Annotated in this window: 21 protein-coding genes; 10 read left to right on the forward strand and 11 right to left on the reverse strand. The window is 72.3% G+C overall.

Annotated elements, in window-relative coordinates; genetic code table 11:
- Nucleotides 1-35 precede the first annotated feature (35 nt).
- Together ACIBI5_RS48615 and ACIBI5_RS48620 are read right to left on the reverse strand one after the other, a co-directional pair.
- Nucleotides 36-1,019, reverse strand: coding sequence for an arsenic resistance protein (locus tag ACIBI5_RS48615; protein WP_397257722.1), 984 nt, complete (start codon nucleotides 1,017-1,019; stop codon nucleotides 36-38).
- 49 nt (nucleotides 1,020-1,068) lie between these two features.
- Entirely contained in the window at nucleotides 1,069-1,416 is a 348-nt protein-coding gene (locus ACIBI5_RS48620; RefSeq protein WP_397257724.1) for a hypothetical protein, read from the reverse strand.
- Between the two features lie 69 nt (nucleotides 1,417-1,485).
- On the opposite strand from ACIBI5_RS48620, the gene ACIBI5_RS48625 reads away from it, so the two are divergent.
- Both ACIBI5_RS48625 and ACIBI5_RS48630 read left to right on the forward strand, forming a co-directional pair.
- Nucleotides 1,486-1,914, forward strand: a complete 429-nt coding sequence (locus tag ACIBI5_RS48625) for an ArsR/SmtB family transcription factor (RefSeq protein ID WP_397257726.1) — start codon at nucleotides 1,486-1,488, stop codon at nucleotides 1,912-1,914.
- Nucleotides 1,911-2,687 (forward strand): cation transporter, encoded by a 777-nt coding sequence (locus ACIBI5_RS48630; protein ID WP_397257728.1) that lies wholly within the window; start codon nucleotides 1,911-1,913, stop codon nucleotides 2,685-2,687. The genes ACIBI5_RS48625 and ACIBI5_RS48630 overlap by 4 nt, the downstream gene beginning before the upstream one ends.
- A 119-nt stretch (nucleotides 2,688-2,806) precedes the next feature.
- Here ACIBI5_RS48630 and ACIBI5_RS48635 read toward each other — a convergent pair whose 3' ends face one another.
- The gene (locus tag ACIBI5_RS48635; protein WP_397257730.1) at nucleotides 2,807-3,799 is read right to left on the reverse strand and encodes an Lrp/AsnC family transcriptional regulator; all 993 of its coding nucleotides are present in this window, start codon (nucleotides 3,797-3,799) and stop codon (nucleotides 2,807-2,809) included.
- 115 nt (nucleotides 3,800-3,914) lie between these two features.
- Between ACIBI5_RS48635 and ACIBI5_RS48640 the strand changes: the two genes are divergently transcribed.
- A complete protein-coding gene (locus ACIBI5_RS48640) occupies nucleotides 3,915-4,763 on the forward strand; it encodes an NAD(P)H-binding protein (RefSeq protein ID WP_397257732.1) in 849 nt (282 codons plus the stop codon).
- On the opposite strand, the gene ACIBI5_RS48645 is transcribed toward ACIBI5_RS48640, so the two are convergent.
- A complete protein-coding gene (locus tag ACIBI5_RS48645; protein ID WP_397257734.1) occupies nucleotides 4,742-5,080 on the reverse strand; it encodes a hypothetical protein in 339 nt (112 codons plus the stop codon). The two genes, ACIBI5_RS48640 and ACIBI5_RS48645, sit on opposite strands and share 22 nt — an antisense overlap.
- A 55-nt stretch (nucleotides 5,081-5,135) precedes the next feature.
- On the opposite strand from ACIBI5_RS48645, the gene ACIBI5_RS48650 reads away from it, so the two are divergent.
- The gene (locus ACIBI5_RS48650) at nucleotides 5,136-5,543 is read left to right on the forward strand and encodes a heavy metal-responsive transcriptional regulator (RefSeq protein ID WP_397257736.1); all 408 of its coding nucleotides are present in this window, start codon (nucleotides 5,136-5,138) and stop codon (nucleotides 5,541-5,543) included.
- Between the two features lie 312 nt (nucleotides 5,544-5,855).
- Here ACIBI5_RS48650 and ACIBI5_RS48655 read toward each other — a convergent pair whose 3' ends face one another.
- Both ACIBI5_RS48655 and ACIBI5_RS48660 read right to left on the reverse strand, forming a co-directional pair.
- Nucleotides 5,856-8,888: a sacsin N-terminal ATP-binding-like domain-containing protein gene (locus ACIBI5_RS48655; protein ID WP_397257774.1), complete on the reverse strand. Its 3,033-nt coding sequence runs from the start codon at nucleotides 8,886-8,888 to the stop codon at nucleotides 5,856-5,858.
- 54 nt (nucleotides 8,889-8,942) lie between these two features.
- Nucleotides 8,943-9,743: a DUF3027 domain-containing protein gene (locus tag ACIBI5_RS48660; RefSeq protein ID WP_397257738.1), complete on the reverse strand. Its 801-nt coding sequence runs from the start codon at nucleotides 9,741-9,743 to the stop codon at nucleotides 8,943-8,945.
- 125 nt (nucleotides 9,744-9,868) lie between these two features.
- Between ACIBI5_RS48660 and ACIBI5_RS48665 the strand changes: the two genes are divergently transcribed.
- Complete coding sequence (locus ACIBI5_RS48665) at nucleotides 9,869-11,437, forward strand: MFS transporter (protein ID WP_397257740.1); 1,569 nt, start codon at nucleotides 9,869-9,871, stop codon at nucleotides 11,435-11,437.
- On the opposite strand, the gene ACIBI5_RS48670 is transcribed toward ACIBI5_RS48665, so the two are convergent.
- On the reverse strand, nucleotides 11,434-11,829 hold the full coding sequence (locus ACIBI5_RS48670; protein ID WP_184972024.1) for a cold-shock protein: 396 nt from the start codon (nucleotides 11,827-11,829) through the stop codon (nucleotides 11,434-11,436). The two genes, ACIBI5_RS48665 and ACIBI5_RS48670, sit on opposite strands and share 4 nt — an antisense overlap.
- An 89-nt stretch (nucleotides 11,830-11,918) precedes the next feature.
- Nucleotides 11,919-12,527, reverse strand: coding sequence for an HAD family hydrolase (locus tag ACIBI5_RS48675; RefSeq protein WP_397257742.1), 609 nt, complete (start codon nucleotides 12,525-12,527; stop codon nucleotides 11,919-11,921).
- A gap of 87 nt (nucleotides 12,528-12,614) precedes the next feature.
- Between ACIBI5_RS48675 and ACIBI5_RS48680 the strand changes: the two genes are divergently transcribed.
- Nucleotides 12,615-13,016, forward strand: a complete 402-nt coding sequence (locus ACIBI5_RS48680) for a hypothetical protein (protein WP_397257744.1) — start codon at nucleotides 12,615-12,617, stop codon at nucleotides 13,014-13,016.
- 34 nt (nucleotides 13,017-13,050) lie between these two features.
- Nucleotides 13,051-13,677, forward strand: coding sequence for a TetR/AcrR family transcriptional regulator (locus ACIBI5_RS48685; RefSeq protein ID WP_397257746.1), 627 nt, complete (start codon nucleotides 13,051-13,053; stop codon nucleotides 13,675-13,677).
- Here ACIBI5_RS48685 and ACIBI5_RS48690 read toward each other — a convergent pair.
- The gene (locus tag ACIBI5_RS48690) at nucleotides 13,670-14,473 is read right to left on the reverse strand and encodes a hypothetical protein (RefSeq protein WP_397257748.1); all 804 of its coding nucleotides are present in this window, start codon (nucleotides 14,471-14,473) and stop codon (nucleotides 13,670-13,672) included. The genes ACIBI5_RS48685 and ACIBI5_RS48690 overlap by 8 nt on opposite strands.
- Before the next feature lie 44 nt (nucleotides 14,474-14,517).
- Between ACIBI5_RS48690 and ACIBI5_RS48695 the strand changes: the two genes are divergently transcribed.
- Together ACIBI5_RS48695 and ACIBI5_RS48700 are read left to right on the forward strand one after the other, a co-directional pair.
- Complete coding sequence (locus ACIBI5_RS48695; protein ID WP_397257750.1) at nucleotides 14,518-16,851, forward strand: helicase-associated domain-containing protein; 2,334 nt, start codon at nucleotides 14,518-14,520, stop codon at nucleotides 16,849-16,851.
- A 40-nt stretch (nucleotides 16,852-16,891) separates the two neighbouring features.
- Nucleotides 16,892-18,355, forward strand: a complete 1,464-nt coding sequence (locus tag ACIBI5_RS48700; RefSeq protein WP_397257752.1) for a class I adenylate-forming enzyme family protein — start codon at nucleotides 16,892-16,894, stop codon at nucleotides 18,353-18,355.
- Here ACIBI5_RS48700 and ACIBI5_RS48705 read toward each other — a convergent pair.
- Both ACIBI5_RS48705 and ACIBI5_RS48710 read right to left on the reverse strand, forming a co-directional pair.
- Nucleotides 18,352-19,245: a hypothetical protein gene (locus tag ACIBI5_RS48705; RefSeq protein ID WP_397257754.1), complete on the reverse strand. Its 894-nt coding sequence runs from the start codon at nucleotides 19,243-19,245 to the stop codon at nucleotides 18,352-18,354. The two genes, ACIBI5_RS48700 and ACIBI5_RS48705, sit on opposite strands and share 4 nt — an antisense overlap.
- 3 nt (nucleotides 19,246-19,248) lie before the next feature.
- Nucleotides 19,249-19,749, reverse strand: a complete 501-nt coding sequence (locus ACIBI5_RS48710; RefSeq protein ID WP_397257756.1) for a SigE family RNA polymerase sigma factor — start codon at nucleotides 19,747-19,749, stop codon at nucleotides 19,249-19,251.
- A gap of 80 nt (nucleotides 19,750-19,829) precedes the next feature.
- Here ACIBI5_RS48710 and ACIBI5_RS48715 point away from each other — a divergent pair, with 80 nt between their 5' ends.
- The gene (locus tag ACIBI5_RS48715) at nucleotides 19,830-20,180 is read left to right on the forward strand and encodes a hypothetical protein (protein ID WP_397098453.1); all 351 of its coding nucleotides are present in this window, start codon (nucleotides 19,830-19,832) and stop codon (nucleotides 20,178-20,180) included.
- Nucleotides 20,181-20,201 lie beyond the last annotated feature (21 nt).

Raw genomic sequence — 20,201 nt, forward strand, 5'->3', positions numbered from 1 at the left:
CCCGATGCCCCTCCCATCCAGGGAGGGGCATCTGCTCATGGGCTCGTTTCGGCGCGGTTCGCGGTCTCCGGCGCAGCGGGCAGGAGGCGTGGTACGGCCCGCATGTAGACGAGCATGCCGATGACCTCGACGAGGGTCTGGGTGACCACGACGGCGGCGGCCAGGGCGAGGTGGGCGGGCTGGGCCAACGCCAGCGGGAGCACGACCAGGGAGTTGCGGGTGGCGCCGGTGAAGACGATCGCGCGCCCGTCGCGGGTGCCGAGCCGGAACAGGCGGGCGACGCCAAGCCCGGCGAAGGCCATGACGATCAGGAAAGCGGCGTAGAACGGCACCACACCGGCCAGATCGGCCAGATCGGCCGGGCCGGCGGTGAGAGCGGGCACCTGGGAGGCGACCACGACCAGCAGGGTCGCGGCCATCAACGGCACCATCGCGACGCCCGCGGCCGCGGCGAGCACGCGGCCGGGCCGGGCCCGCGCGGCCCAGGCCTGGGTGGCCCAGGCCAGTGCGAGCGGAATGACGATGAGCACGACGAACGCCTCGACGAAAGGGCCGGGCCGCACCGTCGCGGCCAGGTCGGCGCCGAGGAAGAGCCACAGCAGCGCCGGCAGGGCGAGCATCTGGGCCAGCAGCAGGATCGGGGTGGTGGCCAGCAGCCGGTCGGCGGCGGCGCCGGCCAGGCCACTGAAGACGATCACGTAGTCGACGCACGGGGTGAGCAGGACCAGCAGCACGCCGATGCGGATGGCCTGATCGGCGGGCAGCAGCGTCAGCATCACCGCGACCACGACCGGCGCCACGGCGAAGTTGACCACCAAGACGGCGGCCAGGAACCGGCCCTGGCGCAGCGCGCGCACCAGACCGGCGGCCGGGACCTGCAGAAACGTCACATACAGCAACGCGCCCAGCACCGGGTTGATCGCCCCGGCCAGGGCCGCCCCCGGTCCGGGCAACGCCCATCCCAGCAGCGCCCCGGCGGCGATCGCGGCCAGGTAGACGGCAATCTGATGATCTTCCATGCGGGTGGTCCGGCTCATCGCGGGCGCGGGTCCTGTGCGTGACGCGCGTTCATGCCGAGGTTGCTGCCGTGGCGCGGGCCTGGAGCGCGTCCAGCACCTCTTCGTGTACGGCCGGCACCGCCACCTCCAGCGTCAGGCGGCCCTCGGCGATGGTCAGGGTGAAGGTGAAGAAGGAGCAGCAGCCGTTCTCCCGCGCGCTCAGCTCGGCGGCACGGGCGGCGCGCTCCGGGCTGAAGACGAGCTCCAGCCTGAGCAGCTCACGCCCGGGGCGCCGCACTGCCTGGACCGCGTCGGCGAAGAAGGCGTCGAACTCGGCCAGCCGCACCGGCCGCTCGGCCGTGGGCAGCGTGCACGCCGAAGGAGCCCATCCCTGGTCAAGGGCGATGTCCTGTGCCATACCCCGACGGTAAGCCCCGGACGCCATGACCGTTGACAATATATCGCGATGCCGGACTATCATCGCCATATGGCGATTGATAGTGATGCCGGTCGATGTGTGAACACCGACATCGCCGCGGGCATCCCCCCGGCGGCGGCGCTGTTCCACTCGCTGGCCGATGAGACCCGGCTGAAGATCGTGCAGCGGCTGGCCCAGGGCGAGGCCCGCGTCGTGGACCTGACCGACCAGCTGGGCCTGGCGCAGTCCACCGTGTCCAAGCACCTGGCGTGCCTGCGCGGCTGCGGCCTGGTCGACTACCGCGCAGAAGGCCGCCAGTCCTTCTACGCCCTGACCCGGCCCGAACTGATGGACCTGCTCGGCGCCGCCGAACAACTGCTGGCCGCCACCGGCCACGCCGTCACCCTCTGCCCCGTCTCCACCCCCGGCGGCGCCCCCATCTCCGTCCCCGGCGGCGCCGAGACCGCCGTGCCTGCCGAGGGAGGGGTGGGCGCGTGACCGCGCTGAACCTGCCCGGCCTCGGGCCGGCACCGGCGCGGCGGGCCGTACTGCGCCGCCGTATCCGCCTGCTGGTCGCCGCGACCATCACCTACAACGTGATCGAAGCCGTCGTGGCCATCACCGCCGGCACCATCGCCTCCTCCTCGGCCCTGATCGGCTTCGGTCTCGACTCCGTGGTCGAGGTCGCCTCCGCGGCGGCGGTCGCCTGGCAGTTCTCGGCCACCGACCACGAGAAGCGGGAGAAGACGGCACTGCGCGTCATCGCGATCTCGTTCTTCGCGCTCGCCGCCTACGTCACCTTCGACGCCGTACGCGCCCTGGCCGGCGCCGGCGAGGCCGAGCACTCCACGCCCGGCCTGATCCTGGCCGCCCTGTCGCTGGCCGTCATGCCGTTCCTGTCGGCCGCCCAGCGCCGCGCCGGCCGCGAACTCGGCTCCGCCTCCGCCGTGGCCGACTCCAAGCAGACGTTGTTGTGCACCTACCTGTCCGCGGTGCTGCTGGTGGGCCTGGCGCTCAACAGCTTGTTCGGCTGGTCCTGGGCCGACCCGATCGCCGCCCTGGTCATCGCGGCCGTCGCCGTAAAGGAAGGCCGCGAAGCCTGGCGCGGCGACGCCTGCTGCGCCCTCCCCAGCCACCCCGGCACCCGCACCCACACCGTCGCCAGCCCTGGCCTTGGCGCTGGCGACGGCGCTGGCGACGGCGAGTCGATCGAGCCGGCCACGTGCGGCGGCGACTGCTGCACCACCGGCGAGAAGGAGAGCGACCGATGATCGGCCGCCCGATGCCCGCCCGTGTGCGGGCCGCCTACCCCACCGAGATGCACGCCGCCCTGGCCCACCTGCCGCGGAGCACCTGACCGGCGGGCGCGGGCCGCCTGTCGTCGATGCCGCTAAGCCGGTGCTGGGGCCAAGGGCCGAAGGAGGCGGCCGACGCGTTTACGGGTCTGTATGACCGGGGTCGTTTCCACATGGGTGATGGCGGGCAGGGCCGCGACGCGTTCGGTGAGGTACCGGTACACGTCATGCGCGTCGGTGCAGATCACCGTGGCGACCAGGTTGGTGGGCCCGGTGGTGGCGGCGGCGAAGACCGTTTCGGGGTGGGAGGCCAGGGCCTCCCCGGTGGCGGCCAGCTCGGCGGGCGGGGCCGTGGCCCACAGCCGTATGCCCGCGCGGTAGCCGAGGTAGGCGAGATCGAACTCGGCGTAGAAGTGGAGCGCGCCGCTTGCATGGAGCTCGTCCATTCGCCGCCGCACGGTCGATGGCGACCAGCCGGTGGCCGCCGCGAGGTCGGCCGGTCCCGTACGGCCGTCGTGGGCGAGGACGTTCAGCAGGCGCAGGTCGTCGGCGTCGCAGTGCGGCAGGCCGGCTCCTGTCACCGCGTCAGGCCCCGGGCCGAGTTGGCCCGCCTCCTCCGGGGTGAGGGCGTTGAGCAGCCGGACGCGTCCGGGTGAGCCATAGAAGGTGTGCAGCAGCGAGTAGGCGGTGATGTCCACCACCCGTCCGCTGCGAGGCAGGCGTTCCAGGATAAGGTGCTCGCTCTCGCCGGGCACTCGGGCGCGGGTGACGCACTGCACCTCGGTGCCCCCCGAGACCACCTGCACCCAGGCCGTGTCGGGACGGCGGGCCAGCGCGGAGGCGATCGCGTCGGCCGCCCCCGGGACACAGCGCAGGCGCAGCATCCACCGCCCGTGCCCGTAGAAGTTCGCGGCCGGCACCGCCACGACCCGCAGCAGATCGGCCGAACGCAACCGCCGGTAGCGACGCGCGACCGTCTGGTCGGAGACGCCCAGGACCTCGGCGATGCGGCTGAACGGTGCGCGCGCGTCGAGCTGGAGCGCGTGGATCAGCCGCCGGTCAAGCTCGTCCGCGATGTCGGTTCCCACCGTTACCAGCCTATGAGATGTCGAATTCAGCTCGTTCATCCGGTTCTGAGTCGCCAGGCGGCCCACCGGATTCGCACGATTGCCGGGAACGGAAACCTCGGGAAGGGATGAGGCGATGATTCTGGTGATCGGGGCCACGGGAAACGTCGGGCGACACGTGCTCTCCCAGCTCCACGCCATGGGTACGGCCGGCATCCGCGCCCTGGTGCGTCCGGGCGCGGCGGCAACCACCCGAGTGCCCGGCGGCATCAGCGTCGCGGCCGGAAGCCTCGACGCCCCGGACGGACTGGCCGAGGCGTTGACCGACATCAAGACGGTCTTCCTGGTGTGGCCCTTCCTCACCGCCCAAGGCGCGCCCGGCGTACTGGAAGCGATCGCCCGGAACGCCCAGCGCCTGGTCTACCTGTCCTCGATCGGCGTGGACGGCCGCCCCGAGGAACGAGACGACCCCATCTTCACACTGCACGCCGGCATGGAACGCCTGATCGAGGAGTCCGGCCTGCCCCGGACCGTACTGCGGGTCGACACCATCGCCAGCAACACCCTGGGCTGGGCCGAGCAGATCCGGGCCACCGGGGTGGTGCGCGGCCCGCTCACCGCGGCGACGGCGGTCATCGACCCGCGCGACATCGCGGCCGTCGCCGTCCGCACGCTCACCGACGACGCTCACGTGGGCGCGACCTACCGGCTCACTGGACCCCAGACGATCAGCCGCCCCGCGCAGGTCCTGGCGATCGGCGCGGCGATCGGCCGCGAGCTCCGCTTCGAAGAGGTCGCCGTCCAGGACGCACGAGCACAGATGCTGGCCGACGGCCGCCCACCCACCCTCGTGGACGCGCTGCTGTCGGCGGCCGAGAACCGCTCGGCCTCGTCCCTGGTCACCTCGACCGTCGCCGACGTCACCGGGAAACGACCGCGCAGCTTCCAGCAATGGGCACACGATCACCATGAGTCCTTCAGATGAACGGCACGGCCCAGCGCGTCCGACCACACCATCGCGGACGTACGCCGCAACACCTGCCGCAACTCCGCGACCGAAGGCATCTCCTGGAGCCGGCACGACATGCTGACGGGCATCCCCGCGACGCCGAACGGGTCAAGCCCGTCCACCAGGAGCATGGGAGACCCGCGCAGGCCCCACCGCCGCGCCTCCTTATCGGTGCTCACCGTCCGGCGTACGACCGTGTCGGCGACCCCCACCTCCGCCATCGCCCGGACGAGGCGGTCGGCCAGGACGGGAGCGTTCGGACAGCCCGGCACGCTCAACAGCACGATCTCCATGCGCACACGCTAAACCTTCCAGCGCACTGGAAGGTCAAGGCCATACCCTGGGGCTATGCGCATCGGCACGCTCGCCGCCGAGGCCGGCGTCAGCACCAAGACCATCCGCTTCTACGAGCAGGCCGGGCTGTTGCCCGAACCCCCACGCACCAGCGGCGGCTACCGCGACTACCCGGCCGCCACCGTCGACCGCCTGGCCTTCATCCGCGACGCCCAGACCGCCGGGCTGTCCCTGGCCCAGATCCGCGAGGTCCTGAACATCCGCGATGCGGGCCAGGCGCCCTGCGAGCACGTGGGCGAGCTGATCGAGGCACATCTGACCCAGGTGAACGAACGTATCGACGAACTCATCTCGGCCCGCTCAACCCTGCTCACTCTCCGGCGACGCGCACAGGAAACCGACCCGGCCGCTTGCGCCCCGGACCGCGTCTGCGCCATCCTCGCCTCCCGGCCGTCGCCATAGACGCGTCGCCGGCAGCCGGCACGCCCCGATCGCCGCCTGCCGGTGCGGATGACGCCATGCCCGCCACGGCGACGACCCTGCGCGCATCCAACGCCACGGGGCGACCTGGGCCGTGGTCGTCCAGCCCCGGATACGACCAGGCCGAATCCGGCCCACGACCGGGGAGCGCGAGGGGCCGGAAGGCCTCTCGCCGGAGGCGCGGGGGCTTGCTCCCGCTGTCGCAGCCCGAGCCCAAAGCGCGAAACACCCCCGGCGAGGACCACGCCTTCGGGCCCGCTGTCACAGCCCGAGCCCCAGGCGAGGACCACGCTTTCAGGAGAGGTCGGCTTCGGCCAGGAGGAGGGGGACGGCGGCGGGGTCGCGCAGGAGGGCCGCCACCGCCAAACGGTCGGACCACTGGCCCACCGCCCAGGCCAAGCCCCTGGCCAACCCGTCCACCCCCGTGCAGTGGATCGAGCCGTCGAAGTACCGCCACGCGCACGGCACCCCGTCCACCAGCAGCTTCTCGTGCTCCACGTACGTCTCGGGCGCGGTGGGAAGCAGCGACCGCACCTCCGGCGGCACCGGCCTGACCTGCCCCTCCGACGTCACCTCGCCGCTCACCAGTTCCCCCGCCAACGGCAGGTCGAGCAGCTCCGACAGCGACTCCGCCAGGTCATAGGACGCCAGCACCAACGGCCGCGCCGCCACCAGTTGCAAAAGGTCGGGCGCCTCCACCACCACGGCGTCGTCGGCCGCGGCCACCACGATCTCGCCGTCGAGCACCGCGCGGACCCGGGACGGCGGCGCCACCCGCGACGGCGAGACCCCGGCCAGCGCGATCCACAGAGCCCGCAACTGGGCCCGGTCGACCACGATCGCGGCGTCGGCCATCAGGTCGAGCAGTTCCTCGGGCCCGCCGTGGGAGGCGAGGAGGTCGGCCAGCGTGGTGCGTACGCCGAGCATCGACAGCGCGCTCTCGTCGAGCCCGGCGGGCGCGTCGGTGTAGAGGCCCTGCAGCAGCGGGTCGGCGCCGGGCAGGCGCAGTTCGCGCGGACGGCGGCCGTCGAGCACGGGGTGCCCGGCCAGCCACCACGCCGTGTACGAGGGCACCTCCACCCCGTCCACCCGCAGCGGGTGCAGCGCCCCGCGCAGCGGCGGCCGGGTGAGGAGCGGCAGGGCGGCGGGCCAGTCGGCGACCAGCTCCAGGTCGCGTACGGCGGTGAACTCGGCCACGACCGGCGGCACCTCAAGGTCGGGCAGCAGGTCGTGGACGTGGTCGAGCCAGGCCTCCTCGCCGTCGAGGTCATGGTCGCACTCGTCGTGGTCGAGCAGGACGTCGGCGTCGTTGACCACGGCGAAGCCGTCGAGCACCCCGGCGGCGACCAGGACGCGCGAACCGTACGCGCTGACGAGCTCGTCGGCGACCAGCGGCCCCTCTTCCAGCAGCCCGGCCAGGACCCCGCCCGGCAGCAGCAGCTCACCGGCGGCGTAGCGTTCGCCGTCGGCGCCGCGCAAGGCCAGCTCGGCCAGCCACGGCGCCTCGCCGGGCGCGAGCGCGGCGGCGTCGACCAGGGAGAGTACGGCGCGCGCGATCGGTTCCGGGTCGTCGCTGTCGAGCGACTCGGCGATGGCGGTGCGGGTGAGCGTGTCTTCGAGCACGGTGCGCGGGGTGGCTTCGGCGGCGCCGAGGCGCAGCAGCAGCGGGTGCGCCGCGTCGGGGTGGACGATCCGCAGGCCCAGCGCCTCCAGGTCGAGCGAGGCCCCGTTCAGCATGAGCGTGCCGCGCGGCCCGCGCACCAGCCGCCCATCGGCCAGCGGAACCGGCAGCGCCCCGAGCGACTCGGGGTCGTCGTAGGGCAGCACGTCGTAGAGCGCGTGCCACCAGGCGGGGTCGCGGCCCTCGACGCCCTCGCCGGACAGCAGGTCGATCACGTCGGCCAGCTCGACCCTGCGCACGCCGAGCGAGGCCATCGCCGGGTGCCGCGCCGGCCAGCCCGCGGGCAGCAGGCCGGGAACGAACCCGGCGACCGCCTCCAGCAGGTCACTCGCCCCGGCGACCACCGCCGCCTCGCGGCCCGCCACGACCCAGCCGTCGGGCCCCTTGGCGGGGGCGGGGTGTTCGACGTGCCACTGGGCGTCGGGCTCGTAGACGGCGGCCTCGCTGAACGACGCGGTCTCCACGGCCGGAGCGGGCGCCGACAGCGCGGGCAGCAGCGGGGCCGCGGGCAGGCGGCGCAGGATCGCGCGGCGGATGCGGGCGTCGAGCTCGCCCTTGCCCATGAGCGCGGGCACCAGGTCGAGCAGCTTGGGCGTGCGCGGCAGCTCCTTGAGCAGGCGCAGGTACGACTCGGCGGCCTTGTCGATGAGGAAGTCGGTCAGCGGGCCCTTGGCCACGTGCCGCCGGTCGGTGGCCATCGGGAAGGAGGCGATGAGCAGCGCGGGCAGGTCGAGCGCCTCGTCGCTGGGCGTGGGCGCGTGCACGACCGCGGGCACACCGGCCGGCAGCGGCCGCGGCTCCCGCGCGGCCCCTTCCGTGACCACCCCGTCCACGGGTACGGCCCAGCGCACCGACCAGTAGGGCCGGGCCCGTTCCTCGGTGGGCCGGTCGGCGAACAGCTCGGCCACCTGCTCGGCGGTGAACTCGCCGGAGTCGGCCACCAGGTGCCATCCGTCGGCGTCCACCCGGCGCAGCGCGCCGTCGAGCTCGATCTCGATGGCTTCGAGCGCGGGCAGGCCGAGCAGGAGCGCCGGGCTGGTCTCGGCCAGCATCCGCCGGACCGCCTCGGCCGCCGTCTTGTCGCGCAGCGGCAGCCGTACCAGAGAGTCGAAACCGTCGGGCACCGTGAGCGGGTCGGCCGCGAACGGCAGGCGCAGCAGCGGGACGTGCCCGGAACGCCCGGACAGTTCACCGGCCAGGACCGGTACACCGGCGACCAGAGCGGTGGTCTCCTCGCGCGACCAGCGCACCGCGCCGGACTCGCGTGAGCCGATGGACGGCTCGTCGGTCACCGAGACGACGGCGGCGAACCCGACGCCGAAGCGCCCGGCGGCGCCCGCCTCGTCGCGTTTGCCGGACACGCGCAGCGTGGACAGGCCCTCGACGCCGGTCGCGTCGAGCGGCGCGCCGGTGTTGGCGGCGGTGAGCACGTCGCCGTCGAGGCTGAGCCGCAGCACCCCCGGCACGCCGGCGCGCAGGGCGGCGTCGGCGGCGTTCTGCGCGAGCTCGACGATGAGCCGATCTCGATAACCGCCGAGGGCGAAGTCTTCCTCGGCGTTGGCGTCCTCACGGAAACGGGCGGGCGAGGCCGTCCAGGCCGTGAGGACCGCCGCGCGCATCCGGTCGGTGCCGAAGCTGTCCACGATCCTCCAATGCGGGTAGGGGTCCCCGAAGATTAGCGGCCCCGACCGACAGTGAAGTCAGGAGTGGCCGAGCTCCTCGGAGGCCGATTCGTCGACCGAGCCCGCCTCGTCCTCGATCAGGTCGAAGCCCATGTCGTCGAGGATGGGCGAGGCCTGCTCCACCGGAGGCGGCATGACCGCGGCCTCGGAGTGGGCGCCGCAGCCGTGGTCGGCGGAGACCACCTTGCCGTCGTCCGGGGCGTACTCATTCGCGCACACCCCGAACTCCAGCCGCATCACACCCGCGAGCGGCAAGAAGAAGCCGCAGGTGGAGCACTGAGCGGGCGCGGCGTGTGCGATCGGCGTGTGCGGCCCGTGCTCGCCCGAGTGCCAGCGTCTGGCGGCCCGGTCCCTGCCGGCGGCCGAGAGCACACGGGCCCGGCCCAGGCCGTACTCGAAAATCATCTGGGTGTCGCCGTCGTCGCTGGTCTCGGCGAAACCGGGCTCAAGGCGGTCGTCGTCGTCGGCCGTGGGCAGCAGGTCGCCCACGCCGAGGTCGCCGGGGCGCAGCCGTTCGCTCCACGGCAGCCACTCGGGCGCGAGCAGCGCGCCCGAGCCGGGCAGCAGCACGGCCTCGCTGACCGTCACGATCTTCGCGCGCGAGGCGCGGGTGACGGTGATGGCCCAGCGCCAGCCCCGGTACGCCCGGTCCTGGCAGGCGAAGTAGTGGGTGACGACCCGGTCGCCCTCGCTCTCGACGCCCAGGTGATCGCCGGGTTCGCCGGGCCAGGCGAGCTCGAGCGCGGCGGCGCGGGCCAGATCGACCGCGGCGACGCAGGCCTGGTCGGGCGGGGCCACGCGTGTCCTGGTGCGGGTCATCGGACCGCCTCCGCCGAAAGGTGCTGTTCGCTCACACTTCATTCTCACCCATGGGCGGACCTGACAGCGCCCTCACAGAGAATCCGGGTCCGAGAGCGACCGCAAATCGGGTAAGACTGGTAGACGTGGCGGAAGGCTGGAACAAGGCGCGAGAGATCTCGCGGCGTGTCGGCAAGGGCGCGGCCCAGGCGGGCCGTGCTTCCTGGCGCGCCGGCCGGGCCACCGCCACGGGTACCAAGCGGGCCGGGGTCGCCACCGCTCGGGGCGCGCACAAGATGGGGCAGGCCACGCGCCGCCTCACCCATGCCAACGGCGCCGGGCGTACCGGCCTGGGGCGGCTGATCGAGCTGTCGATCGGCAACAGCGCGGCCGACGCGTTCGTGACGGTGGCGCTGGCCAGCACGGTCTTCTTCGGCGTCCCCGTCGGCGAGGCGCGCGGCTCCGTGGCGCTCTACCTCGTGATCACCATGATTCCGTTCGCGCTGGTGGCGCCCTTCGTCGGGCCGATCCTGGACAAGTTCCGCTCGGGCCGGCGCTATGTGATCGCCGGGACGCTGTTCGGCCGGGGGCTGCTGTGTTTCGCGATGGCGGCGGCGGTGGGGCCGGGCGACCTGCCGACGTTGTTCGCGGGAGCGCTGGGTGTGCTGGTGCTGTCGAAGGCGTTCACGGTCTCGCGGGCGGCGATCATGCCGAGCGTGCTGCCCGCCGACATCACGCTCGTCTCCGCCAACGCGCGCGTGGCGTTGTTCTCGCTGGTGACGGCGGGCATCGCCGTACCCGTTGGCGCGGGTCTGACGGCGTGGCTGGGCAGCGCGGTGATGCTGCGCGTCGCGATGGTGGCCTTCCTCCTGGTCGGCGTCTTCGCGGTACGGCTGCCGCGCCACGTCGACTCCCCCGACCTGGAGGAGGAGGCCCCGGAGGAGGGCGGCAGAGCCGAGCGCTGGCGCAGCCTGCTCAACGTGGGCCCCGCGGTGACCGAGGCGATGCTGGCCAACGTGGGCGTTCGCCTGTTCTCCGGGTTCCTGCTGTTCTTCATGCTGTTCCTGGTCCAGGACCTGGGCGCGCCGTGGCTGCAGGTGAAGGACACCTTCTTCGACGTGCCCAAGACGATCGGCGTGCTCGCGCTGGCCGCCGGCCTGGGCGGCCTGGTCGGCGCGGCCGTGGCCAACTGGGCGCGTAACCACTCGCCGCAGCTCATCGTGCTGCTCACGCTGGGGCTGACGGTCGCGATGACCGTGGCCACCGCGATCTTCTTCAACCTGTGGACGGCCATCGCCGTCGCGCTCATCACCGCCTTCGCTCAGGAGCTCGGCAAGCTGGCGCTCGACGCGATCGTGCAGCGCGAGATCGGCGAGGAGGTGCGCTCGTCCACCTTCGGCGTGGTCGAGGCGCTGCTGCAGATGGCCTGGGTGTTCGGCGGGCTGGTCGGCCTGCTGCTGTCCCTGACCGAGAACGGCCCGCCCGGCTTCATCACGCTGTCGGTGGTGCTGTTCGCCTGGCTGGTCTGGCTGCTGATCCGGCGCAGGCGGCGGATCAAGGCGGTCAACGCCCAGATCCATGAGGAGCGGCAGCCGCCGACGGCGCCGGTCCCGAGGGAGCCGGAGCAGGCGTGGGCGCACGAGGAGCCGCCCACGCCGGACGCGCAGCCCGGTCCGCTCGACCGGACCAAGCCGCTCACCAACCCCTACGGCTAGGCGTCCACGTCGTCGGCGACCGCCCGGAGCACGGCCGCGATCTTCTTGGAGTGGGCCGCGTCGGGGTGTTTGCCCCGCTGGTAGGACGTGGACAGGTCGTCGAGCAGTTTGATCAGGTCTTCGACGATGACGACCAGCTCGTCCGGCTTCTTCCGCTTGCCCTTGGGTTTGGCCTTGGCGAGCGTCGGCGGCTGGTCGAGGATGCGCACCGACAGCGCCTGCTGGCCGCGTCGGCCCTCCGCCACGCCGAACTCGACCTTCTGGCCGGGCTTCAGCGGGGCAGAACCAGTGGGAAGCGCGGAGGAATGAACGAATACCTCACCGCCGTCGTCGCGGGTGAGGAAGCCGAAACCCTTGTCGGCGTCGTACCACTTGACCTTGCCACTCGGCACAGGAGGGACCTCGTTCGGAACGTTGGAAAAAGGATGGATGTAGGTTATGCCCCGGAGAGCCCCGTAGCGACCGGGTATTTGGCCCCGAATTACACCTGACGCCAATCGCCAAACCATGTCGCGAATTCCGTCAGGTCGCCCAGTGCCACATCCGCTCCGTGATCACGCAGCTCGCCCACGGTGTAGGGGCCGGTGGCGACCGTCACGCTGACGGCGCCGCCCGCTCTGGCGGCCTCGATGTCGGCCACGTGGTCCCCCACGTACGCGGCGGCGCCGAACGAGGTGAGCGCCGCCCCCTTGGCCGCCCCGAACACCGATCCGACCACCTCGTCGACCTTCAGCCCGAGCCAGCTCACGGTACGGCGGGCGTCGTGGACGTTCTTGCCGGTGACCACGATGACGCGCCCGCCGGCGGCCCTGACGGCCTCGACGGCCTCGTGCGCTCCAGCCATGGCGGTGGTGGCGGGGACGGCGAGGTCGGGGTAGATCTGGCGGAACAGCGTCACCGCCGCCGGTACCCGCTCCTCGGGCACCCAGTTGGCCATCTCCAGCTCCAGCGGCGGCCCGAGCCTGGCGATGATGGCCTGGCTGTCGATCTCCACGTCGAGCCGCCTGGCGAGCTCGTCGTAGACGGCGGCAATGCCCGATCGAGTATCGGCAAGCGTCATATCCAGGTCGAAGCCCACAGAAGCAGTCACGCCAGCAGCATGCCAAAGGAAGCGTAACGAGGGTAATTGTGGGACCGTGGAGAGGGCAGAAAGGAATTACTTATCGAGGGAGTGCCCATGTCGGAGACCCCCAGGCCGCCAGAGCCGGGTGACAAGCTGGTGGCGGCCCCGCTGGAGCAGACCCGCCCCCACCGCCCCGCCAGACCCTCGGCCGTCAGGAAGCCCGGTGCGTGGCAGCGGACGGTGACGTTCGCCGTCTGGGTGATCAGGGTCGCCTCCCGCCTAGCCGCGCTCGTGGTCGTCCTTTACGCCGTGTTCACCGTCTTCCGGGCGAACCCCGCCAACACCTGGTACCAACTGGTCGAATCGCTCGCCTCCGGGCTCTCCCTGGGCCTGTCCAACCTCTTCCGGATGACCGACGCCCGCTGGGAAACCCTGGTCAACTACGGTCTGGCCGCCGTGGTGTGGCTCATCCTCGGCTCCGTGGCCGCGGGCCTTGTCCGGCGCTTGGCTCCATGACGGCTACGCTCCTTGCGGAGGTAACGGGTAAGACATGACAAGATCGCCGAGCACCAGCACGCGTGAGCGGATCATCGACGAGTCCCTGCGGTTGTTCGCGCAGCGGGGCTACTCCGCCACGTCCGTTGCCGAGATCGAGGCCGCCTCCGGGCTCTCACCGGGCGCCGGCGGCCTCTACCGGCACTTCAAGTCGAAGTACGAGGTGCTCGCCGCGGCGATCAACGAGCACGCCAACCGCACCAAGGCCCAGGTGGCCGAGAGCCTGGCCGAACTCGGCGGCATGGAGTCGGCCGAGCTGGAGCTGCGGCTGTCGCACGTGTGCCGCGCGGGCCTGGCCAAGGTACGCGAGGAGAGCGAGCTGACCCGGGTCTTCTTCCGCGACCTCAGCCAGTTCCCCGAGCTGGTCACGGTGGTCAGGGAGGGCCTGCTGCAGCCCATGTTCGACGCGATCACCACCTGGTTCACCACCCAGCCCGAGTACGCCGACGCCAAGATCGACTGGCCGGCGATCGCCGCGGTGCTCGGCGGCGCCGTGGTGCACTACCGGCTCTTCCAGGAGACCGTGGGCGAGACGCCGGGCCACGCGGAGAAGGAACAGTTCGTGGCGGCCTGGGTACGCCTGGCCGTCGGCCTCCTGCCGAGCCCCGCACCGGTCAGCTGACGTTGAAGAGGCGGTAGGCCAGCAGGACCACCCCGAGCCCCGCGCCGATCATGAACATGATCCCGCTGACGTTGAAGAACTCCGTGAAGAACCGCTCGAACCCGGCCGTGGCCCCCACCCGCAGCCCGCCGATGAGCACCCCGCCGACCGAGTAGCCGAGGATGGGCGCGCTGGTCCCGAGCAGCCGGTCGCGCCACGTCCAGCTGTCGCTGAGCAGCACGATCACGGTGCCGATCGCCCAGATGATGATCGGGACCGTGAAGATGGCCACCGACGGCAGGTTGAACGGCACCATCAGCGCCGCCACCAGCAGCAGGGCCATCGCCAGCGTCTCGCGTGGGTGCTCCTTGACGATGGTGCCCGCGTCGCGGCCCTCGGTGGTCATCGGGTTGGCGCTGGACATCACCGCCCTGCGCAGCCCCGCCAGCGGCATGCCGCGTCCCGGCCGCCGCGAGAGCCGGTCCTGGGCGAGCTTGACGCTCTTGGCGGCGCCGGGAGGCAGCCCGGGGTCGTCGCGGATCTTCGGGAACGCGGCGGTGGACTCGGGCTCCCGCTCCCCGGGCTGTCCCTCGGCCAGCCTGCGGGCCTCGCGGGCCACGAGCGCCTCCGGATCGCCGAAGCGGGCCAGCACCTTCGCCACGTCACGGGCGCTCTGGCTGCCCTGGCGCTCCTGCTCGATCCTGGCGCGCAGCCGCCGGGAGAAGTCGAGCCGCTGATCCGCTCTGAGCACGCCGTGAGCGGCGTCGGCAGCCGCGCTCACGTAATTAAGAATCAGCTGATCTGCCCGCTCTGTCACGGGAGCCATGCTGCCCGAATCACCTGCGACATACCATGGCATCGATGGAGTTCACGGAGTGGATCAGGGGGCGCACCGACGAACAGCTGAGGGCGCTCGTCTCGGCGCGCCCCGAGCTGATCACCCCGGTGCCCGCCCATCTGGAAGGCCTCGCCTCACGGGCGGGCAGTCCTTCGGCGATCGGCAGGGTTCTCGACCGGCTCGACCGGTTCACGCTGGCGGTCGTCGAGACGCTGGCCGTACAGGAGAAGCCGATCTCGAAGGCGCGCCTGCGCGCCGTGATCGGCCGCGCGCTGGCGGAGGGCAAGCCCGAGCCCGAACTTTCCGCCGCCCTGGAACGGCTGCGCGAACTCGCGCTCGTCTACGGCCCGGACAGCGCGCTCGACCTGGCGCCCGGCGTGCGCAAGGTACTCGACGACCCCGCGGGGCTGGGGCCACCGGCGGCCGAGGCGTTCCGCCACCATCCGCCCGATCAGCTGGCGGACATGGCCGACGAGATCGCCCCCGGCACCTCGGGCACCGGCAAGGAGCGCCTGGCCGCCGCCCTGGCCGAGCCCGGCAAGCTGATCGAGGACGTCTCCGGCGAGGCGCGGGCGGCGCTGGAACAGCTGGCCTGGGGCCCGCCCACCGGCCGGGTGCCCAACGCCCGGCGTGAGGTACGCGTCGAGTCGGCCCGCTCGCCCATCGAGCAGTTGCTGGCCCGCGCCCTGCTGGCCGCCACCGGCGAGGAGAGCGTGACGCTCCCCCGGGAGGTCGGCCTCTACCTGCGCGACGGGCGCGTCCACCGCGACCTACGGGCCACCGCGCCCGCGCTGGAGGGCTCCGAGCGCGACCAGAAGATGGCCGACCGTACCGCCGCCGGGCAGGCGTTCGCGTTCGTGCGCTCGGTGGAGGAGCTGTGCGAACGGTGGAGCGTCGACCCGCCGGGCGTGCTGCGCACCGGCGGGCTGGGCGTGCGCGACCTCAAGCGCGCCGCCACCGACCTCGACCTGCCCGAGTGGGCGGCGGCGCTGGTCGTCGAGGTGACCCACGCGGCCGGGCTGATCGCCGCGGGCGGCGCCGTGGACGGCGAGTGGCTGCCCACGACCGGCTACGACCTGTGGAGGGTCAAGCCGACCGCCGCCCGCTGGGTGGTGCTGGCCACGACGTGGCTGCAGATGGACCGCGTGCCAGGTTTGGTGGGCGAGCGCGACGAGCGCGACCGGCCGCTCAACGCGCTGCACACCGACCTGCGCCGCTCGGCCGCGCCCGGCGTGCGGGCCGCGACCTTGGGCGTCCTGGCGGCCGCCGCGGGGCTCGCGCCGACGCGCGAGTCCATCGCCGAACGGCTGGCGTGGGAGCAGCCGAGACGCCGGGGCGCGCTGCGCGAGCAGCTCATGGAGTTCGCGCTGCGCGAGGCCGAGCAGGTGGGCGTCACCGGCCTCGGCGTGCTGTCCGGGCACGCCAGGGCGCTACGCGACGGCCTGGACGCCGCCGCCGCCCTGGAGCCGCTGCTGCCGGAACCGGTCGACCACGTGCTCCTGCAGGCCGACCTGACCGCCGTCGCGCCGGGCCCGCTGACCAGCGACCTCAACCGCTGGATGACGCTGACCGCCGACATCGAGTCCAAGGGCGGCGCGACCGTCTACCGCTTCGGCGAATCCTCCGTCCGCCGCGCGCTCGACGCCGGCCACGGCGCCGAAGAACTGCTCGCCATGCTGGCCCGCCACTCGGCCACGCCGGTGCCGCAGGCCCTGTCCTACCTGGTCGCCGATGTCGCCCGGCGCCACGGCCGCATGCGCGTCGGCACCGCGAGCGCGTACATCCGCTGTGACGACCCGGCTCTGCTCGACCAGATCACCGCCGACCGCCGCGCCGCCCAGCTCAGGCTGCGCAGGCTCGCGCCCACCGTGATCGCCTCCCGCTCGTCGCGGGCGGTGCTGGTCGACTCGCTGCGCGCCATGGGGTACGCGCCGGTCGCCGAGTCGCTCGACGGCGACGTCATCATCAGCCAGCTCGACAGCCGGCGTACCGAGGGCATCGCGCCGGTCCGCTCCGTGGCCTCGGCGACGGGGCTGGACTCCGGGGTGGCGGCGGCGGCCGTACGCGCGCTGCGGGCCGGCGACGCCGCCCACCTGGCCCGCCGCGAGCCCGTGGAGGCGCCCGACGGCCAGGTGCCGCGCGGTCCGGCCACCGCGACGATCTCCGCGCTGCAGGAGGCCATCCGCCAGGGCGTACGCGTGTGGATCGGCTATCTCGACTCCCAGGGCAACGCCACTTCCCGCATCCTGGAGCCGGCCAGGATGGAGGGCGGCTACCTGACCGCCTACGACGAGACCCGCGCCGCGGTCCACCGCTTCGCCCTCCACCGCATCACCGGAGTCGCCGGCCTGCAATGAAGACTTGACTACCGGCCGTTGACCGCATCAGCTTGATCCTGTGACCGAGCAAACGCTGGGCAGGCTGGCAGAGGAGTCGTGGGAGCGCTTCGGCGACTACGACTCGGTGTTCTACGACGGTGCGTGGCACCGCCGTCACACGCTCGCCGAGCGGGCCAGGCGGGTCTGCGGCGGGTTCGTGGCCGCGGGTGTACGGCCCGGCGACCGTGTGGCCGTGATGATGGCGACCAGTCCCGACGTCGCCATCGTCTACCAGGCGTTATGGGCGGCCGGTGCGGTGGTCACGCCGGTCGTGTTCCTGGTGGGCCCGGACGAGCTGCGTCACATCCTGGCCGACAGCGGCGCCGTGGCGGTGGTGACGTCGCCGGAGCTGGTGGAGACGGTGCGGCTGGCCGTACCCGATGAAGTGCGGATTTTTCTGGACACGGGGGAGCTTGAGCAGGCGCCCGAGCACGGCCCCGTCACCGTGGACCCCGGGGATCTCGCGGCGCTGATGTACACCGGCGGCACCACCGGGCGCGCCAAGGGCGTCAAGCTCAGCCACCGCGGGCTGTGGCAGGTCGCCAAGGACGCCTTCGCCATGTCCCACCAGGAGGGGCTCAACCGGGCGATCGTGCCCGTGCCCCTCTCCCACGCCTACGGCCTGATCATCACCGTCGCCGAGATGCACGCCGAGGAGCCGCAGCAGGCGGTGCTGATGCGCTGGTTCGAACCCAAGCCGTTCCTGGCGCTGGCCGCCGAGCAACGCGCGCAGTTCGGCACCGTCGTGCCCTCGATGATCCAGATGCTGCTGGCCGAACCGCTCGAGGAGCACCCGCTGCCCGACCTGGCCTTCCTCACCTGCGGCGCGGCGCCGCTCGGGCGCGAGACGCTGATCGAGTTCGAGCGCCGGATGCCGGGCACGCAGATCCTGGAGGGCTACGGTATGACCGAGACCATCGCGGTCACCACCTTCAACCCGCCGGGACGGCGCCGGATCGGCAGCGTGGGCCTGCCGCTGCCCGGCTACACCCTCACCGTCCGCGACAACTCCGGCGAATCTGTCGAGACCGGCGACATCGGCGAGATCTGCATCCGCGGCACGTCACTGATGCTCGGCTACTGGGGCGGCCTCAGCTCCCCGATCGTGGACGGCGAACTGCGTACCGGCGACATCGGCTGCCTCGACGAGGACGGCTACCTCTACGTCGTGGACCGCAAGAAGGACCTCATCATCCGCGGCGGCTTCAACGTCTTCCCGCGCGACGTCGAGGACGCGCTCAACCGGCACCCGGACGTGGTCATGTCCGGGGTGGTCGGCCGTCCCGACCCGCGCCACGGCGAGGAGGTCGTCGCGTTCGTCCAGCTCCGTCCCGGCGCCGAGACCGCGGGAGAGGAGCTCATCGCGTGGGTACGCGACCGGGTCGGCCGGGTGAAGTACCCGCGCGAGGTGCACTTCGTCGACACGATTCCGGTCACCAGCGTGCTCAAGATCGACCGGAAGGAGCTGCGGACCAGGCTCTAGTCGTCCACGTCGAGGGCGCCGGCGAACAGGTTCTCCAGCCCCTTCCGCTGGTCGAGCACCTTCCCGTCGGCGTCGTAGGCCGTGACGTCCACCTTGGGGAGCGTCTTGTTCCGCTCCGTGACCCGCGTCCTGGCGATGAAGAAGCCGCCGGTGAGGCTCGCCTCCATCCGCTGCCCGCTCGCCCAGGCGACCTCGACCCGGCGCACCCGCTCGGCCGCCCTCCCCGCGACCACCATGAACGACGGATCACCGTCCGTGCCCGGATTCACCTCCGACTGCGTCTGCGTGTCGTGGACGTCCACCGACAGCGGCCCGTCGAAGGCCAGGCTCCCCGGCTCCTCGCGCCCCCAGTAGGTGAAGATCGGCCGCTCGGGGTAGCTGACGTCGAGCACGCCCGGCGTGCACAGCACCAGCCCCTTCCTGCTGCCCATCAGCTGGGTCACGCCCAGCTTGTCGCGCGACTCGGCCAGCAGCCTGAAGTCCTCGGCGACCCCGTGGTGCGGGACGCGCCGCTCGCCGTCCATGCCGTGCACCGGCCCGCCCTGGGGCATGCAGTCGCGCACCTGCCGGAACTGCTCGGGCGTGTTGGCCGGCAGCCCCTCGATCGGCGGCGCCGCGGGCAGGGGCGGCGTGGGCGCCAGGGTCAGTCCGGTGAAGGTCGGGTCGACCTCGGCGGCCGTCCGGTCGCCCGGGTCGGGGAGGTTCGTCACCGCCACCGCGCCGAAGGCGAGCGCCGCCGCCGTCCCGGCCACCCCCACCGCCCATCCGGTACGGCGCCGCCGCCCCGCCGAGCGCAGCACCTGGGCCGCCACCATCTCCCCGTCCACCGGCTCCGCCCGCCCGGCCATGCGGCGCAGGCCCTCGCCGATCGTGCGTTCGTCCACTGCCATCGTTCAGGCCTCCTGGTTGACACGGTCGCCGACGAGGGCACGCAGGCGCTTGACGGCCTGGTGGGACTGGCTGCGCACGGTGCCCACCGAGCAGCCCATGATCCGCGCGACCTCCGACTCGGGCAGGTCCTCGAAGTAGCGCAGCACCAGGACCACGCGCTTGCGCGGCGGCAGTTGCCGTAAGGCGTGTTCCAGCGCGAGCCGTTCGTCCACCTCGGCGGTGGCGTCGCCGCTCGCGCGTTCCGGCGGCTTCTCGACCACGCGCTCGCGTCCCCAGCGCGCGCTGCGCCACAGGCTCACCTGTTCCCGGTACATCACCCGGCGGACGTACGCCTCGGGGTCACCGCGGATGCCCCGCCAGCGGCCGGCGGTCTTGATCAGCGCCGTCTGCAGGAGGTCCTCGGCGGAGTGCTGGTCGCCGGTGAGCACGTAGGCCAGCCTGATCAGGCTGTCTGAACGTGCTGCGACGAACTGGGTGAAGCCTCGGCGGTCATCCGGATGCACCTGCCCTCCTCATGTCTCGCCTCTCTAGATGCGCCCAAGAGACCAGATCTATGGCGACATCGTGATAAATCTGGAGTGCTATGAGCGATCCCTATCAGCCGTACGGCGCCCCATACGGCGAACAGCCTCCTCCCGGCTACGGGTACGGACCCGGTTACCCGCCGCCCCATCAGCCGCGCAACGACGGGCTGCGTACCAACGCCATCGTCGCGCTCGTCCTCAACCTCATCTCGATCGTCGCCTGCTGCAACTTCGTGGCCATCGCCGGCGCCGTCATGGCCGGCCTGGGCCTGAGCAAGGTGGACACCGAGCCGGAGAACGCCCGGAGCAAGCTGGTCTGGGCGTGGGTCCTGTTCGGCGCGGGATTCCTGGTGACGATCGGCGGCTTCCTGTTCCTGGGCTTCGCCGGATACCTGGACGACAACGACTGATTCCCAGTTCGGGGACTGTTC

Source organism: Nonomuraea sp. NPDC050540 (genome assembly GCF_044457485.1).
Taxonomy (GTDB): Bacteria; Actinomycetota; Actinomycetes; order Streptosporangiales; family Streptosporangiaceae; genus Nonomuraea.